Origin of the sequence: Klebsiella sp. 2680 (assembly GCF_900198535.1) — a bacterium.
GTDB lineage: Bacteria > Pseudomonadota > Gammaproteobacteria > Enterobacterales > Enterobacteriaceae > Klebsiella > Klebsiella indica.
In genome coordinates this window covers 1-16,565 of sequence record NZ_FZNJ01000001.1, presented here as the reverse complement: position 1 = coordinate 16,565, position 16,565 = coordinate 1, and the positions used below count along the sequence as shown (strand labels likewise).

16 protein-coding genes are annotated in these 16,565 nt (G+C 50.1%); 14 read left to right on the top strand and 2 right to left on the bottom strand.

Annotated elements, in window-relative coordinates; genetic code table 11:
* Positions 1-68: 68 nt before the first annotated feature.
* The 14 genes from FN037_RS00080 to FN037_RS00015 all read left to right on the top strand — a co-directional run bounded on the left by FN037_RS00080 (position 69) and on the right by FN037_RS00015 (position 14,692).
* Positions 69-212, top strand: a complete 144-nt coding sequence (locus FN037_RS00080) for an Arc family DNA-binding protein (RefSeq protein WP_312845794.1) — start codon at positions 69-71, stop codon at positions 210-212.
* A 68-nt stretch (positions 213-280) separates the two neighbouring features.
* A complete protein-coding gene (locus FN037_RS00075; protein WP_142501850.1) occupies positions 281-1,267 on the top strand; it encodes a phage antirepressor N-terminal domain-containing protein in 987 nt (328 codons plus the stop codon).
* A gap of 329 nt (positions 1,268-1,596) precedes the next feature.
* Entirely contained in the window at positions 1,597-2,064 is a 468-nt protein-coding gene (locus FN037_RS00070; protein WP_142501849.1) for a hypothetical protein, read from the top strand.
* A 98-nt stretch (positions 2,065-2,162) separates the two neighbouring features.
* On the top strand, positions 2,163-5,534 hold the full coding sequence (locus FN037_RS00065; protein WP_142501258.1) for a tape measure protein: 3,372 nt from the start codon (positions 2,163-2,165) through the stop codon (positions 5,532-5,534).
* A gap of 41 nt (positions 5,535-5,575) precedes the next feature.
* Positions 5,576-6,052 carry a hypothetical protein gene (locus tag FN037_RS00060; protein WP_185929208.1) on the top strand — a complete coding sequence of 159 codons (477 nt, stop codon included), beginning with the start codon at positions 5,576-5,578 and terminating at the stop codon, positions 6,050-6,052.
* Positions 6,052-6,522 (top strand): hypothetical protein, encoded by a 471-nt coding sequence (locus tag FN037_RS00055; RefSeq protein ID WP_142501257.1) that lies wholly within the window; start codon positions 6,052-6,054, stop codon positions 6,520-6,522. Before FN037_RS00060 ends, FN037_RS00055 begins: the two co-directional genes overlap by 1 nt.
* The gene (locus FN037_RS00050) at positions 6,519-6,914 is read left to right on the top strand and encodes an NlpC/P60 family protein (RefSeq protein WP_142501256.1); all 396 of its coding nucleotides are present in this window, start codon (positions 6,519-6,521) and stop codon (positions 6,912-6,914) included. Before FN037_RS00055 ends, FN037_RS00050 begins: the two co-directional genes overlap by 4 nt.
* Positions 6,901-9,378 carry a host specificity factor TipJ family phage tail protein gene (locus tag FN037_RS00045; RefSeq protein WP_142501255.1) on the top strand — a complete coding sequence of 826 codons (2,478 nt, stop codon included), beginning with the start codon at positions 6,901-6,903 and terminating at the stop codon, positions 9,376-9,378. Before FN037_RS00050 ends, FN037_RS00045 begins: the two co-directional genes overlap by 14 nt.
* A 74-nt stretch (positions 9,379-9,452) precedes the next feature.
* The gene (locus FN037_RS24300) at positions 9,453-11,423 is read left to right on the top strand and encodes a hypothetical protein (protein WP_185929207.1); all 1,971 of its coding nucleotides are present in this window, start codon (positions 9,453-9,455) and stop codon (positions 11,421-11,423) included.
* A gap of 7 nt (positions 11,424-11,430) precedes the next feature.
* Positions 11,431-11,685 (top strand): hypothetical protein, encoded by a 255-nt coding sequence (locus FN037_RS00035; protein WP_142501254.1) that lies wholly within the window; start codon positions 11,431-11,433, stop codon positions 11,683-11,685.
* A 131-nt stretch (positions 11,686-11,816) separates the two neighbouring features.
* Positions 11,817-12,056, top strand: coding sequence for a hypothetical protein (locus tag FN037_RS00030; RefSeq protein ID WP_142501253.1), 240 nt, complete (start codon positions 11,817-11,819; stop codon positions 12,054-12,056).
* On the top strand, positions 12,056-12,373 hold the full coding sequence (locus tag FN037_RS00025; protein WP_142501252.1) for a hypothetical protein: 318 nt from the start codon (positions 12,056-12,058) through the stop codon (positions 12,371-12,373). The genes FN037_RS00030 and FN037_RS00025 overlap by 1 nt, the downstream gene beginning before the upstream one ends.
* Before the next feature lie 188 nt (positions 12,374-12,561).
* On the top strand, positions 12,562-13,236 hold the full coding sequence (tctD, locus tag FN037_RS00020; RefSeq protein WP_142501251.1) for a transcriptional regulator TctD: 675 nt from the start codon (positions 12,562-12,564) through the stop codon (positions 13,234-13,236).
* The gene (locus tag FN037_RS00015; RefSeq protein ID WP_142501847.1) at positions 13,223-14,692 is read left to right on the top strand and encodes a sensor histidine kinase; all 1,470 of its coding nucleotides are present in this window, start codon (positions 13,223-13,225) and stop codon (positions 14,690-14,692) included. Before tctD ends, FN037_RS00015 begins: the two co-directional genes overlap by 14 nt.
* 53 nt (positions 14,693-14,745) lie before the next feature.
* Here the strand turns inward: FN037_RS00015 and FN037_RS00010 are convergent, their stop codons facing one another.
* A complete protein-coding gene (locus FN037_RS00010; RefSeq protein ID WP_138362387.1) occupies positions 14,746-15,228 on the bottom strand; it encodes a cold-shock protein in 483 nt (160 codons plus the stop codon).
* A 115-nt stretch (positions 15,229-15,343) separates the two neighbouring features.
* Positions 15,344-15,883 (bottom strand): DUF2058 domain-containing protein, encoded by a 540-nt coding sequence (locus FN037_RS00005; RefSeq protein WP_138362192.1) that lies wholly within the window; start codon positions 15,881-15,883, stop codon positions 15,344-15,346.
* Positions 15,884-16,565 lie beyond the last annotated feature (682 nt).

Genomic DNA, 16,565 nt, shown 5'->3' with positions numbered 1-16,565 from the left:
CGGTGGTAGTACGCTTACAATAAGACCACGGTGATATATATGGAGGCGAAGTGAAAGGCGCGCGAAAAATGCCGCAGCTTAATTTGCGGTGGCCAGCGGAAACAGTGGCGCTGGCTAAGCAGGTAGCAGCGGAAAATGGTAGGTCTGTGAACGAGGAACTTTATCGAATGTTCATGGACAGGATGAAAGAAGAAGGGCGATGTGTAGCTTAAAAGTTGAAGCCCCAACTGCAGCAACAGTCAGGGCTTCGGTATCGAACAAACCAGCTAGGAATATCGACATGACAAGTATAGCAATTCTTGAAGCAGTTAACACCTCTTACGTGCCTTTCAACGGTCAGCAGATTATTACTGCTATGGCCGCTGGAGTGGCGTATGTAGCGATGAAGCCTATCGTTGAAAATCTCGGCATGAGCTGGGGTACTCAGCAGCAAAAGCTCATGAAGTCACTGGAAAAATTCAACTGTATTCATATGAATATGGTTGCTGCTGACGGCAAGCTACGCAAGCTTCTGTGCCTTCCCCTGAAAAAACTCAACGGTTGGCTGTTCAGCATCAACCCTGAGAAAGTCCGCTCCGATATCCGCGATAAGTTGATCCAGTATCAGGAAGAGTGCTTCACTGTTCTGCATGACTACTGGACTAAAGGTGAGGTAAAGAACCCGCGCAAGGCCAAAAAGTCACTCCCCGGTAAAATCACGGCCGATCAGCAGGAAGCCATTAAGCAACTGGTAATGACTCGCGGCAAGGCGCTACCAAAAGAATGCCAGGCCAAAGCGATGATCACCATGTGGTCATCACTGAAATCGCATTTTGGCTGCACCTATAAAGAAATCGGTGCAGACCAGTTTACTGAGGCGCTTTCTATCGCGGCGCGGATTCCGTTGGAAGGTGAGTTTCTGGGTAAGCAGGAAACCTTACCGGCCCCAAAACTGGATATCAACATCCCGATTCAATGGTGGATGGACAATAACCCGGTGGTGCGGAGTGGAAACTTGTCATTCGGTAAAACCCGATGCGCCCCGTCTCTGGATGTGACGATGGATATGCTCTGCGGCGATAACTCGACTTCTGCGGCCATTCGCCTAATTAATCTTCTTGAAGGGGCGGGTTTTGATGTATCAGCACCGAAAGCTGAAATCGTGGCGATGCGTAAACACCTGGCTAATGTTGAGTATGGCATGAAGGCTATCGCTGACGCCTGCAGCCGGGCGGGGAACAAAACCATTTCGTTTCGCGGTGGGAAAGCTGAGTATGTGATTGGTTAACCACCAACAATTTTTTATAGGTCATCCAAACCCGCTTAACTGCGGGTTTTTGCTTTCCATTGCATACCCCATGACCTAACATGTAAGAAAACGTTAATGGGGGTAGGGGTATGAGGAGCATTTTTGCGCTTGGTCTTTTGATGGTCTCTGGCTTGGCAGTGTCTAGTGAAAAGTTATCATGTGAGTATTCGGTAGGCGAGTTGTCAGTACCACCAAAGCTTCTCATTAAAGGCAATGCGAATGTAATATTTGATGGGAAATCATTTACAGCATATAGGCCGGATGGTTCTTTTGTGGTAACCCCGCCGCTAACTGAAAAGAAAGGTACGATGATCTTTGTTGATGATAAAACAAAGGTGTTTGCTGCTAATATGGACAAATCTAGCTTTGCCGTGTCAGATAGAATAAAGAAAACCACTGAACAGTGGGCTGCGTGTCAGGTGGATAAATCTTCTGTTCTAAAAAAAGAAGCAGAAAATGAAATGACGATCGTTGAAAGCCTCTCTGGGACAAAAGCCAAATCTTATTTTATGAAAGAGAAGCACGCCTTTACTACCAACTGCTTGGTATGGGAGGACGTAACAATGATTACAGGTCGTTACCCGGCAATGATTATCGCTGGTAGTGTAATGATGGGGAAGAATCCTCGATGGGACGGGAGAGAATACTCTTTTACCTTTAATGGTGGCTCCATGATAGCCAGGTTTATACCAACCGAACCTAGGCATAAATTTGTGATCCAAGCTGGAAATAAATTTTATGGATGCGGACCATCAACAATAGATCATAACTACTGATGAATGTTAAAGCCCGCCATCTTGCGGGATTTTCTTTTTATAGACACAGAATCGAAACCTCGCCCCGGCGGGGTTTTTTATTGTCAGGAGAAAAGTAAATGGCAGAGAACGCTGGCGGCATTTATTACGATATTGAGATGGATGTGCGCGGATTGCTCACGGCACAGCAGCGCGTCAACCAACGTCTTGATCTGATGGAGCGTGGCTTTGATAAAACAACGCGCTCAATTGATACTACTGAGCGTTCAATGTCGAGTCTGTCACGCGTAGCGGTTGCGCTCACTGCGGCATTGTCAGTTCAGCAGGTGGCTGAATACGCTGACGCGTGGGCTACTGTCAACAATAAATTATCAAACTCTCTTCGCCCATCTGAACATCTTGCCGATGTAACCGAGCGCGTTTTCAATATTACTCAGCAAACTCGCAGTAGTTTAGATGCAACGGCATCCCTATACGCACGACTGGAAAGAGCAACAAGGCAGTACGGTACCAGCGCAGATGATCTGGCGAAGTTGACCACCATCATAAACCAAGGTTTTGTCGTTTCTGGTGCAACAGCACAAGAAGCTGAAAACGCTATTATCCAGTTATCTCAGGGTCTGGCTTCTGGTGCGTTACGTGGCGAAGAATTCAACTCCGTAAACGAGCAGGGAAATCGCTTAATCGTCGCTCTCGCAGACTCAATGGGTGTAAGCATTGGTCAAATGCGGAATATGGCAGCGCAGGGCAAATTGACCACTGACGTTGTGGTGAATGGCCTTCTTTCGCAGGGGGATGCAATCGGTAAAGAGTTTGCCAACACGACCACGACGATCAGCCAGGCTTTACAGGTTGCCGGGAATAACATCACTAAATTCTTTGGTGAAAACTCCACTGTAAAAACAGGTGCGGCAATTTTTAGTGATGCCGTTGTCACAATGAGTCAAAACATAGCTGGCTTGAGCGCAATACTCACTGCTGTGGCGGCGATCCTGGGAAGTCGATATGTTGGAGCGCTGACAATGTCAGTTGCCGCAAAAATAAAGTCAGCGGCTGCATCACGTACTTTATCGGCTCAGGAGGCGCTAGCTGCACAGGCTACCGCTAATAAAGCGGCCGCAGATCTTCGCGCCGCCACGGTAGCTAAAGAACGCGCGTTAGATGAAATCAGACTTGCCGAAATGCAAAAACTGACGGCGGTAAGTGCCACTAACGCCGCAGCCGCAGAGCAGAGATTGTCCGCAGCCAGAATAACTGCAACTGGAGCCGTTGATAATTATAATCGTTCACTCGCAGCTAATAAGGCAGCACAGGCGGCGCTTTCTAGTGGGACAAGTCTGGCAGGTAGATCGCTTGGTTTAATTGGCGGCCCGGCTGGAGCTGCTATGCTGGCTGCCAGCGCGATAGTCTACTTCTCTCAGAGAGCAAAGGAGGCTCGTAACGATGCGAATAATCTGGCAGATGGAGTTAATGAACTAAGCTCAAAATTCCAGACCATGTCCAACACACAGCTTGCGGCAACAATAGGCAAATTAAGCCAAAGCCTGCCAGAGCTTAGCGACGCTGTTTCTGACGCTCAGAAGGAATTTAATGCGGCCAGTGCTGCTGTTGAGCGTCAACAGAGAGAGATATCAAACTGGGGCACAAATACAACCAGAGGGCGGCAAGCTGCGGAGGCGCTTGGCGGAGCGCAGGATGAGCTTGCTATAGCAACCCTTGAACTGGAGAAGGCTCAGAACAGATTAAGCCAGACACAAAACGCTATTAATATTGGCCGTGCTACGTTAAACGGCACAATGAAGCAAGGCATTGACTTGCTGCGTAGAGATGGTCAGGAGGCTGGAATCGCAGCCGGAATGATGAGTAAGTTAGGAGGTATGATTAATTTTGCCGCCAAGGCAAAAGACAAATTCAACTCCAGTAGCCTCATGATTGAGCGCCCAAAAGATGTCCAGGAATATTTGGATAACTTACAGGATCAAGTAACTCTACAGAGCGAACTTAACGACAGGAAGCGAGCGCAATTAAAGGCAGAGCAGGATATCAGGAAGCTGGGCGGGTCAGAGGCAGATGTTAATCTTGCTCGCGACAGGGCGGCTGCTGAATTTGATGCTCAACAGGCGCAGCAAAACAACAAGAAGTCCACCAAGGAATCTGCATCAGAAGCCAAAAAGCTTGCCAATCAGCAGGAGTCGGTAGCCCAAAAACTCGCCAACCTGAAGCAACAATCGGAACTTGCCGCAGACTCAACGCAACAACTGAGCAGGGATCAAGCGATACTGACCGCCCAGCAATCTCTTGGCAAAGGTGCAACGCAGGAGCAAATAGCGCTTGCAGGACAGTACGCTGCTAAAAAGTGGGACACAGCTAACGCAATCAAAGCTCAGGCTGCGGCTGAGAAATTACTCCCAGAAGCCAGGGAAAACGCATCATACGAACAGGACGTTAAAGACCTGCAAACTGCGTATGCTGCAAAAAAAATAACTCAGCAACAGTACAATCAAACCAGCGAGCAACTTGAGCAGCAGCACCAGGCAAATCTTGCCAAAATTCGCGCTCAGCAGACCGTAACGCCACAACAGCAGGCAGTTGGCGAGGTTGACCCTGTTCAGCAGTTGGCTAATCAGCACGCTCAGGAACTGGCTCTTATTCAGCAGTTTGAGCAGCAGGGCGTATTAGCACATCAGAATGCGCTGGCCCTCAAAAACGCAGCCGACACGCAATATGAGCAGCAGAGAACCGCAGCACAATGGGAGATACTCAGCCAGCAGAGCCTTGGCTATAACATGCTGACAAGCGCTGTAGATGCGTTTGCAGGCAATGCCTCTAATGCCATTACCGGGCTGCTTACGGGCACAATGTCAGCACAGGAAGCGATGAGTTCTCTCGGTAATACCATTCTGAACAGTGTGATTAACAGCATCGTCCAGGTAGGCGTCGAGATGCTGAAGAACTTTATCATCGGGCAGACAATCGGTGCGGCATCAACTGCAAACGGATTGCTGCAGGCGTCTCTGTTAACCAACGCATGGACACCGGCAGCCTATGCTGCATCCGTGGCGACTGGTGGAGCCGCTGCAAAAGTGGGAGCCGTGGCCTATGGCTCAGGCCTGGCAACATCAATGGCCCTGGGTAACGTTGCTGGCGCTCGCTACAACGGCGGACCGGTATCAGCGGGTGGGCTGTATCAGGTTGGTGAGAATGGTAAGCCGGAGATTTACCAGGCCAGTAATGGAAGCCAGTACATGATACCGGGCGACAATGGCAAGGTGATTAGCAATAAGGATATGCAATCCAGCGGAAATATTAGCGTGCAGGTGAATGTGATCAACCAGTCAACCGGCGCAACCATTGAGAGCGCTGACGGATATATGCAGGATGGCAGCGCAGTTGTTGAACTGCTTATTACTGATATAGAAAGAGGCGGGGCAGTATCTTCGCAATTGCAACAAACCTTCGGACTCAGAAGGCAGGCCAACGGCTCCTACTAAACCAACCCGCTCCGGCGGGTTTTATTTTGCCCGGAGGAAACGTGGCAACAGTTTCATACCCGGAATTTCTTCCGCTTCCGCAGCGGGCCAGTCAGAACATGACGCAGGATACTGCGTGGCAGACAACGCAACCGGCAGTCGGGCCAGCGATATTCACGCCGATAACCACAGACCTTAAAGCGACGTGGACATTGCAGTGGATATTCACGCTGGCGCAGGCTGAGCGATTTAAGTCCTGGTTGCGGTCGCCAACTTACTGTGATCGTGGGCGTAACTGGTTCCAGATGACTATAGACCTCGGCGACACGCAAGGTGTTCAGCTTCAGACACTTCATTTCGTCAGTATTCCGGTACAGACCAGTAAGAACGGCAGTATCGTCACCTGGACGGCAACGGTCATCAGCAACGGAATTAACGACCTGACGGAAGACTACGACGACTGGATTGTAGAAGCGCCTGAAAACTACGGCTACTGGCTTGATTATCTTGTCACCGAATTAATACCGAGGGCTGATTAATGCCAACTTTACGCGAATGGAAAGAGCGACGCCCGGCCAGCGATATCAAACAGACGGTAGAATTTTATCACCCATCATTTGGCTACTACCGTGTGGTGAATAACCTGTTTCTCCCGGCGACATTTGGCGGAAATTCATTTGAACCAGCACGTTTCAGCGTAACGGAGCCAGCGCAGGACGGAACTGCAACGATATCACTGACTATCACGTTTGTGGCGGCCACGGAACAGGTAAGGCAGACGCTGAAAAGCTGGAGTGGTGAAGCAAGAATGACGCCGATTCAGTGCCTTTATCAGCAATGGGACGCTATCGGCGATTCGTCCTCAATGAAGGACTGGACGTTGTTTGTGAGTGATATCTCTGCCGATGCCAATAACGTGACTGTCAACGCCGGATTTACGAACCCTCTGACACTCGCCAATCCGATTATTTACACAACAGAACTCTACCCCGGACTGAAAACCTCATGACACAAGACGAATTTATCCGGCTGGTTATCGGCAAGCCGTGGGCTAACCGCGCCTGTAGTTTTGATGAAATGGACTGCTGGGCGCTGGTTGTTCTGTATTACCGGCACGTTTTCGGCATTGAGTTACATCACATTGCTGGTTACGAATCTGGCGCGGACTTCATCACCTGCCATGAGCAGGAAGTTGAGCACTGGCGGACGGTGCCGAATGCAAAAACCGGGTGTATCGCCGTTTTTTATCGCGGCGACGTTCCGGCACATATCGGCGTGATGATAAGCCCGGTTAAATGCCTGCACTCTCGCGGGGAATTCGGCTTTGTACGCTGTGACAGCCCGCTGGCATTACTGAAGGTTTACAGCAAAGTGGAGTACATGATGCATGGTTCGATATGAATTGCAGCGTCTTCCTGGAGCGCCAAGAGAGCGCGGCGTGGTGGATGCAGGGAAGCAACTGATTGACCTTCTCGATTCACTGAAGCTGCACAATGACGTGGTTGTAAGACTTAACGGCAGGGAGCTTGCTGATGATTTCGACATATCTTACAAACTAAAGCAGGGCGATTTTGTCACTGTATTTGACCAGCCGCAGGGCGGTGTCGGTAAATTAATACAGACAATTTTAAAGCCGGTCACAAAAATACTTTCCGGAGCAATGAAACTGCTTGGCTTGTCGCCTAAATCGGCAGGTAGCGTTTCGGTTGCCACCGGTGATTCACCAAATAATGACGTAACTCAGCAGACTAACAGGGCGAGGCTTTATAAGGGCCGCCCGAATATTTACGGGCAGGTTCGGGCGTACCCTGATTTAATTCAGGAGTCGATGTTTGAGTACGTTAACAACAATAAGATGGTCACGGAGTGGATGGAGATTGGTTACGGGCATTACGACATATCATCCGTCCGATATTCAGAATCATCTCTTGTATCAATGGCCGGTGCCAGCTATCAGATTTATCAGCCCGGAGATGTTATCGATGAGATGGCGCAGGGTTACGCCTTTGATGATGTCGACGGGCAGGAAATACCCGGCCTGAATGAAAATGACGGTAGCGTTAAGCAGTCAGCCACGACAAGCGACTTGCTTGAAGGAAATTTTTCTGGTTTCCAGTTTTACGCGCGAATCAGTAAAGTTAACGACTTCGATTACTTTTATGATTCCCCAAAACCGTTATCAGTTACTGTAAAGGTCAATGTCACGTATGAAACCGCAAGCGGCACAGTCACAAAAGACGTAAGCGTGGCGGCGCGACTATTTCAGTCAACAATCACTGATGATGGCGGACTGATTGACCCCGAAGAATATTATAACTTCTGGTTTGACAACCTTAGCGGAAGTGATTATTCATCGCTTCCCTCTGACACAGTAGTTAACAGCGCTCTTTTCACAATTAATGAGTATAACAGCACGGTTATTGGCCCGTTCTTCGCCGCACTGGAATCAGAGCAGTTGTGGGTTCATCTCTATGCCAACCTCGGCGGCGGGTATGATGCCCCGGCAAGAGTGACTTTATGGCAGGTTGACGAAGACAATAATCAGATAGCAGGGACAGAGCAGAGCGTCGATATTCCTGTTCACAATTCAGGAGGGAGTGCTGATTATATTTATGTGACCAGAAAAATAACCCCTACAGCGGGTTATGGGCGATATGCATTCAGTCTTTACCGGACAAATAACTCTCAGTCTGATTCTGTGCTGTATCTCTCCGGCGCTCACGCAGTATCAATCCGCCAGAATGTTGTGTATCCCGACGATACTCTTGTTCGCGTGACTGTCAGGCAGACAGAAACCCAGACGGTAGCAACAGACAGAAAATATAACTGCCTGGTGCAAAGAAAGGTTATTTCATGGAGTGCGGAAGGTGGCATTGATTACACCCTGAGAGCAAGCAGGTCATTTGCAGATGCTGTCCTGCACGAATGGGTGGTGATTGGAAAGCAGGACCCGGAAAGAATGGATTTACCCTCTCTTTACGCAATTTCAGACAGTCTTTCTGACGAGTGGCTTGGGTATTTCGACTGGACTTTCTCAGACGCAACTCAACCCCTTGGAGAGAGAATACAGATTGCCTGCAACGTGGCGAGGGTGGATTTTAACTGGATAGGCGACACGCTGACATTCTGGCGTGACGAAAAAGTCACTAACCCTGATGCGGTATTCGCGCGCTCTAACATGTTCTGGGACGAGTACAAACTGGCGTGGCAAATGTCTTTACCTGGCGGTTATGACGGCGTATCTCTTGATTACGTTGACCCGTCGACAAACAAGAAACTGTATATCTATCTGCAAATAGACAGCAACGGCATTACTGAAGTTGAAGATGCCACTGTTAACGCAATGCAGGTAAGTCTATCCGGTTGCCGGAACAGGGCACAGGCGCTCGACAGGGCATGGCTTGAGGCGCGTAAAATCCTTTACTCACGCCTGACTATGACAGTCAAAGTGCTTGAATCGACTCAGGTCGTGCGCGGGACGGTTGTTCAGTGTCCTGACCTGTACGACAACAAGCAGCAGAACGGCTACATCACCGGGCGTAATGGCGACGTATTTTACACATCAGAGCGCATCGACTTTTCTCTCGGCGATATGTGGGTGGTGATGACCGACAGTCTCGGTAATTATCGGGGGCGCTGGCGGGCATATCCTGTTGACGATAATCCAAAGGCTTTTGAAGCCGCAGCGGATGCTTTCGACCTCAATATTTACGACCGGGTTACAGTCCAGAACGCCAGTCGGTACTTCATCGCAACAAACACAGAACTTAACTCAACCATCTGGCGCGTAGAAAGCGCTAAACCCAACGGTGACGATACCCAGACGCTTTCGCTCTCTGAGTATTCCGACCTCATTTACCCGTAATAACCAACCTTCGCGCACACCATCAGATTCACCTCTGATGGATTCGTGCGCTTATATATAGGGCGACACGCGCAATGGCGAAAATTCCATTACCAACACCGACAAAAAATCCGGTGCCAAGCACTGATATTCGGGATCATGTATTTGCTGGCGCAAAGCTTGACGAAGAAGTGACTGGTAGCGGTGATTATTACGTCGATAGATTGGGTGTAAAACATCTTACGAATACAGGGCGCAGCAATAAATTCCAGGAGTTCCTTATTTCATCTGGATATGTCTTTCTCGGTGATTACGAAGATGGCCCATTCCAGTTCAGCGCCCGCAACCAGTACATTCGTTACGACAATCAGTATTACCGCCTGAACGCCTCCACTGATGTTGGTTTCACAACAACCGGTACTGATGCAACCAGCTTTGCGAATGACTTTACTCACTTCGTTCTGATGGATGGTGACACGCTTCGCGCAAACCTGGGTTCAAGCGAAACGGGTTTTGGCTCCGATATTGTCAGCGCAGCAATCCAGGAATACGTTCAGGAAAAGGGGCTGTTCTCCGATACCAGCATCACGCACTGGTTTGGGAACCCGACATTCGAATCATTTGGCGCAATCCCGAATGACACGACTAAAGCAGATGAGAATGCCATAGCTATCAACAAGGCGCTTGAATGGTCGAGAGCGAATAATGGTCGCCCGGTATCACCAACGCAGGGTGCAATTTATTACTCATCAGGCTGTCTGGAAATGATTGACCGCGGGGATGGCACCGGGAATGGTTTGTCTGCTCGTATTGTTGGCCCTAATGACATGTCGAGCAAAATATATTTTGTCGGTGGTGACGGCTCTACACCTGCCATAAGAGCGCTGGGGAACCTCGGGACATCGGGGAGCAAATCGGCGCGAGGTGTTCAGATTACCGGTCTGTGTATTGATGTATCTGACTGGTCTCTTGAAGCGGATAGCAACGGTATTTATCCGGCAGCCGTACACCTGGAAAACATTTCTCTCTGGGGTTTATTCACTGATTTCCAGGTGTGGTATCCGCAAGGGAGAGGGGTGCTTGCTAAAGCGGTGACAGAATGTTTCTTCGGTGAAATTGAAGTACGCGCCGCTAAAAGTTACGGATGGGAACAATATGAACCCAACCCGACATATAACGCTGACGACCCGATGTTTATGGAATGCTCCTATAACCGATATGTCCGGGTTAAAGCATTTTCCTGTAACAATTATGGCGTTCAGGCGCTGTTCACTGGCGGTAATGCACTTCGTTTTGAGCATTGCAAATTCCAGGAAGGCCTTATCGGTATGCGCTTTGTCAGGACGCATGGCGTCAGAATCGATACGCCTTATTACGATGGTCCTGCTGACCGGTATGCGACCGGGGAGAAAATCGCCATTCAGATTGATGGTCCGGGTGCAGCGAATTTTTCTATTACTGGTGGCCGTTGCTGGAATTGCCATGTCGGCGTGGATTTCATCCAGTGTGATTTAGCCTCTGTGATGGATTTGAACATGGATTTCACCAGCCCTGCGGGTTCAAATATCTATGGTGTCAGAGCTGGCGTGCTGGTGACACTGCCGGTTGATACAAACGTTGCCACATACCAGGATAACTCCACTAAAGGTGTTATTTCCGGATTTATGCGCACATACGATACGGGCTACTCTCCGCAATGGACGATTACAAACGGCTCTGTATCGGTGGGTAACGGGACGCAGACGGGCCGTAAAACCCGAAACTTCAATAAGGTTGAAGTCAATGCCAGACTGGTAGTGGGCAGTTCCACGGTCATCGAAGGGACAAACCTGACGCTCACTTTACCGTATAACACTGTCGTTACGGGACAGAGTCTTTCATGCATAGCTTATGACGCCTCAGCGGCAAAATTCTATCATGGCCGGGCGCTAATATCGGGGCAGGGTGCCGCGCTGGTCTTTGAAAAATATCTGACGGCATACGCAGTTTCCCCTTCCACCGCTTATCCGTTTTATCCAGCCGCTGGCGACTTTTTCCAGATTGAAGGGTATTACTTCCTGAAGTGAGGTATTTATGCAATTAACAGGCACTGAAAGCAAAATCGTGCAAATCAACGGGGAAGAGACCACCATTGTGCGTGATGTGGTATTGAGGCTCGGACAGGTTGCAATTATAGGTGAATGGCCGGACACGATGATTCGTGTGATCCTTTACGATGACGGTGTGCCTTACGGCGCATACGACATCCCAATGGGACCAGTGGGCGAAGAAGAAATACTGAAATCTGTACTGGCTCAGGGAGACTTACCGGGATTTGTATTTGAATAAAATGAATACCTGTAATTACCATTGTTAGTCGCAAGGCTGTCAGATGATTTAATTGTTTCAACTGCGCTTGATCTTCCACTCTAATAAAACTACTGTATTTATAAACAGTGTTTGTGAGTGGGAGGATTATCATGCTCAGGCAATCAGACATCAACCAGGCCTTTCGGGAGTCGATTCTTCGCAATCCCAAAGGCCATCAGTATTTACACACTCATGACTTTATGGCGGTTTTGCTGCGTCATGGCATTCACTTTTCAGAATCCGAGGCTAATCGCTGGATACAGCGCTATCAGCCGTGCTTTGCTGACAAGACGCCGGAGCATACAGAAAACCGGTTGTGGATTCTGAGAGTTATGGGGAGTGTATTGTAATGGGATTTCCGTCTCCTGCTGCTGACTATATAGAAAGGGCGATTACAGTAACCCATGCCTGCAATATTGGTGCAAATTCACAGGTTATCCAGACTGACAGGGGTTATGTCGTTCTGGACCTGTCACTGAAGGTAATGCAGGGAAGTGTGGTTTTGATTCGCGTGTCTGGCGAACTGCAGTTTGCAAAATTGATGGGGCGTTCATTTATCACGGTTGAGGGAGAATCGATTGAAGGCGATGCGATGGATGAGGTTGAAGTGCTGGGTGTCGCGACGCATGCGATCGGCGATATGAGGAATGATGAGAGGGCGGTTTGAATGCCAATTATGCTACACTCATTCCATTCCTCTTCCGCGCATGTTGCAAATCTGTTGCATTTTGACATCCTCAATCCTGTTTCCACTCTGGTAAAGTGGGGTTGATTTTGAATAACCGGATAAGTAACAGGATAAAAACAACCTCTTTTAGTAAAATAGTCCATATATAACAATTTGATGAGTTTAAAATGCGTCTCTTATTAGCGGAAGATAACCGTGAGCTGGCTCACTGGCTGGAGAAAGCGCTGGCGCAAAACGGTTTTGCCGTGGACTGCGTATTCGATGGCCTGGCGGCCGATCATCTTCTGCACAGTGAAAGCTACGCGCTGGCGGTGCTGGACATCAATATGCCTGGACTGGACGGGCTGGATGTGGTGCAACGCCTGCGCAAGCGTGGACAAACGCTGCCGGTGCTGCTGCTGACGGCGCGCAGCGCGGTGGCGGATCGGGTGAAAGGGCTGAATGTCGGGGCGGATGACTATCTGCCAAAACCGTTTGAAATCGAAGAGCTGGATGCGCGATTACGGGCATTACTGCGGCGCAGCGCGGGCCAGGTGCAGGAGTTACAGCAGCTTGGCGATCTGGCGTTTCACGATGAAGGTTACTTTTTGCTTCAGGCGCAGCCGCTGGCGCTGACCCCGCGTGAGCAGGCGTTGCTGACGGTATTGATGTACCGCAGAACGCGACCTGTGTCGCGCCAGCAGCTGTTTGAACAGGTCTTCAGCCTGAGCGATGAGGTCAGCCCGGAGAGCATCGAACTCTATATCCATCGTTTGCGGAAAAAATTACAGGGCAGTAACGTGCGGATCACCACCCTGCGTGGGCTGGGTTACGTGCTGGAGTGCGATGATGAGATGGGTTAAACCCCAGTCGCTGTATCTGCAACTGCTGCTGTTTCTCGGACTGCCGCTGGTGCTGCTGTGGGGACTATCAGCATTCAACAGCTACGTTAGCGCGCTACAGGCTGCAACCCAGGCCTACGACAGGACGCTGCTCTCTTCTGCCAGAACGGTGGCGGAACGGCTGGTGGTGCGCGACGATAAACTGGAAGTGAATGTGCCCTGGGTGGTGCTCGACAGCTTCGAACTGAACATGAACGATCGGCTCTATTACAAAGTGGTGGATCCGGATGGAAAGGTTATTTCCGGGTATGACGATCTGCCTGCGATGCCGCCAGCGACCTCGCGAACCCGGCTCTATCCGGCGCTGGCATGGTTTTATCATACTCAATATCGCGGGGAAGCGATCCGCGTGGCGCGGCTATTACAGCCGGTAAACGAAGGGGCGATTTTCGGCATGGCGGAGATTTACGTTGCCGAAACGTTGCAATCCCGGCGCTATCTGGCCGGGCATTTGTTGTTTTCATCCTGGGTATCGCAAGGTCTGCTGGTGCTGCTGACGTTAGTGCTTGTGGGCTGGTTGCTGCGGCGGATATTAAGACCGATACGTCAGCTCTCTTCGCTGATGGTGCGGCGTGAACCGGGCCTGCTGACCCCCTTGCCGGAACTGCTGCCCTGGTCAGAGACCCGGCTGCTGATCGTCGCCTTTAACCGCTACATCGATCGCCTGCGCGCGCTGATCTCCCGTCAGGAGCGCTTTAGCGCCGATGCGTCCCATCAGTTAAAAACGCCGCTGGCGGTACTGAAAACCCAGGCGGCGGTGGCGTTAGCCAGTCAACAGCCGCAGCAGTGGCACGAAAGTTTGCGGGCGATGAGCGCCACGCTGGATAATACCATTCAGTTGACGGAGAGATTGCTACAGCTTTCGGCGGTGAAACGTAAAGAGCAGGGGGAGCGACAGTTCTTGCCGGTTAATCTGTATGATGTGGTGCAGATGAGCTGTTTTAGCCGTCTGGCGCAGGCCCGTAGCAAAGCGATCGATCTGGGATATGAAGGCGAGCAGACGGCGCAGTGGATCGAAGGCGATGAGGTTTTACTTGGCGAACTGTGTGCGAATCTGCTGGATAATGCGTTGAAATATACCCCATCACCGGGCACCGTCACCGCGAGGCTTCTGCGTGATGACGATGCGGTCATTCTGGAGGTAGAGGATAGCGGTCCGGGCATTGAGGATGAGCAGATCTATCAGGCGTTGCAGCCGTTTCAGCGACTTGACAATGCGGGGACCGAGGCGGGGGCGGGGATCGGGCTGGCGCTGGTTAACGATATTGCGCGTTTGCACCACACACATCCCCGGCTTTTACGCAGCGAAACGTCAGGTGGATTAATGGTGCGGGTGCGGTTCCTGGCTATTCGTTCCCCCGGGGAAACGCGATATGATGAAAACAAGCGGGCTGAGCAGCATTTCAGCAAGATATAATCTGACAGATATCGGTATAAATAATTGCTGGCTGCCAGATCGGGCCGGAATGATTACACCTTCAGCATTTTCACTGTGGCTTCTATATCTATCTCATCTTCCGAGAAGATAAGCGTCGTTCCCTGGAAGGTGGTGATCGCCAGTTTTTTCAGTGAACGCATTTCGCCGGGCTTAGCGGCTGATTTTGGCTTGATATTGCCCATCAGCAAACCGACAGACAGCACCGCATTTTCTTTATCGATGCGGGTATCGGCAGGAACCTCTTCACTGTATACCAGCCACGATTTGATTGAGGTAAGTTTAAGACGCTCGCCTGCGATGTAGATGTATTTGCTTTCAGGGATGACCTTCACGGCATACGATGACAAGCCCTTGTTATTTGTCGTGGGCTCGAACGTTACCGCCGCGTTTTTTTTAAGCAAATCAGGGTTGGCAACCTTAATCACGTGAAAATAGCGATTATCACCGTTTTCATCTTTGATAAATCCAAAGCCTTTATCTTTAAACCATGTCGTGATCGTTCCGTTCATTGCCATTACCGCCTGATTAATCATTCATTACCTAATTTTTGCCGCGCGCAGTGTAAAGCATAATGCCCGCGCAGACTACGCCTTTAGTGTGACCGATGGATCTCTGCTCCGCGAGCGCTGCTTACCACATTAAATCATCGGGCACTTTAAAATCAGCATAAGGATCGTCTTCATCCTGTGTCTGCTCACTCAGCGCGCTGTTTAAGACAATGCAGCTTGCGTCCCGCTGGGCGATTTTATCGGCTACGCTCCCGGGGATGATTGCGTATTTATTCTCGCCGTTATGATCAACAGCCAGGCGGACAATAGCCAGACGACCGCTAATCAACTGGGCCTGCGTCAGCTTGTCTACGGTCATTTTCTTAATAAAATTATTATCCGTAAAGTTAAAATCAATATCGCCTTTTGCAATGTCGATTTTGTTCATTTCAATAAGCTGCTTGATCTGAGCTTGATATTCTTTGGCCAGCGCCGCTTGTTTTTGCTGCTCGCTTAGCTGCTTATCTCGCTCAAGTTGCGCTCTCTTATTCTCTTCCACGGCTTCTCTGGCTTCGCGAGCCTGAACGCGCGACTTTTTAGCGGTTCTCTGGACCTTGGCCATTTTTTTGCTGGTTACTAATCCGGCTTTGAGCATCTGCTCTTGTAAGGTGAGTTTTGTCATACGGGTGTCTGAATCTGCTGAATATTGTGGGGCATTATAGCGGTAAATTTAGCGAATGTACCAGGCGGCGTGTTGCGACCTGTAGGGCCTTGAGGCTGATGACAAATCTGTTTGAGATATTGTGTCAGCATTTTCGCCGGGTGGTGATTACCGCCTTTTCTGGCTTGAAAAAACAATAATATCATTATGTTATCTGCTTTTTATCGGCCCGCGATCGGTGGTTCTGGCGAACATGACGCATTTTTCATTTTCACCCATTCAGATTCCGTGGTCTGTTCCGTTCACGGGTAATTCGCGGATATTCGTTATATCCACAGCGTGTGAACGGGCAGGGGGACGTTTCGCCCGTCCCCCTGCACCCCCGGCATGGCGCTGAAAACCTGCCGCTGCGCGGTCCGCTCCACTCCGGCTTCATCTGGCGGACCGGCTGAGACGCGGCATCCTTGCCGCGACTCAGCCTCTGGCCGCCGTCCTGGCGGCCAGTCCTGGATGTGCGCCTGCGTTCCCGCCAGGTTTCCTTGATGCGCCCAACCCCCATGCGGTGAGTCCGTTATTCGTCAGGGGCTTTTCAGAGGCTGAAAGTCATAAAAAAAGTTATATCCTTTATATTTCAGCCTGTATCAGCTCAGTTAGTGAATCAACAGAATCAGATTTTCGTTTAAACCACCGATAATGCGATTGC

What these genes read in the sequence shown, in the direction of transcription:
- FN037_RS00045 (WP_142501255.1), top strand. Translation starts at nt 6,901, where the DNA reads ATGGTTCGATATGAATTGCAGCGTCTTCCTGGAGCGCCAAGAGAGCGC.
- FN037_RS00070 (WP_142501849.1), top strand. Translation starts at nt 1,597, where the DNA reads ATGATCTTTGTTGATGATAAAACAAAGGTGTTTGCTGCTAATATGGAC.
- FN037_RS00015 (WP_142501847.1), top strand. Translation starts at nt 13,223, where the DNA reads ATGAGATGGGTTAAACCCCAGTCGCTGTATCTGCAACTGCTGCTGTTT.
- FN037_RS00005 (WP_138362192.1), bottom strand. Translation starts at nt 15,883, where the DNA reads ATGACAAAACTCACCTTACAAGAGCAGATGCTCAAAGCCGGATTAGTA.
- FN037_RS00050 (WP_142501256.1), top strand. Translation starts at nt 6,519, where the DNA reads ATGACACAAGACGAATTTATCCGGCTGGTTATCGGCAAGCCGTGGGCT.
- FN037_RS00055 (WP_142501257.1), top strand. Translation starts at nt 6,052, where the DNA reads ATGCCAACTTTACGCGAATGGAAAGAGCGACGCCCGGCCAGCGATATC.
- FN037_RS00065 (WP_142501258.1), top strand. Translation starts at nt 2,163, where the DNA reads ATGGCAGAGAACGCTGGCGGCATTTATTACGATATTGAGATGGATGTG.
- FN037_RS00025 (WP_142501252.1), top strand. Translation starts at nt 12,056, where the DNA reads ATGGGATTTCCGTCTCCTGCTGCTGACTATATAGAAAGGGCGATTACA.
- FN037_RS00035 (WP_142501254.1), top strand. Translation starts at nt 11,431, where the DNA reads ATGCAATTAACAGGCACTGAAAGCAAAATCGTGCAAATCAACGGGGAA.
- FN037_RS00075 (WP_142501850.1), top strand. Translation starts at nt 281, where the DNA reads ATGACAAGTATAGCAATTCTTGAAGCAGTTAACACCTCTTACGTGCCT.
- tctD (WP_142501251.1), top strand. Translation starts at nt 12,562, where the DNA reads ATGCGTCTCTTATTAGCGGAAGATAACCGTGAGCTGGCTCACTGGCTG.
- FN037_RS24300 (WP_185929207.1), top strand. Translation starts at nt 9,453, where the DNA reads ATGGCGAAAATTCCATTACCAACACCGACAAAAAATCCGGTGCCAAGC.
- FN037_RS00080 (WP_312845794.1), top strand. Translation starts at nt 69, where the DNA reads ATGCCGCAGCTTAATTTGCGGTGGCCAGCGGAAACAGTGGCGCTGGCT.
- FN037_RS00010 (WP_138362387.1), bottom strand. Translation starts at nt 15,228, where the DNA reads ATGGCAATGAACGGAACGATCACGACATGGTTTAAAGATAAAGGCTTT.
- FN037_RS00030 (WP_142501253.1), top strand. Translation starts at nt 11,817, where the DNA reads ATGCTCAGGCAATCAGACATCAACCAGGCCTTTCGGGAGTCGATTCTT.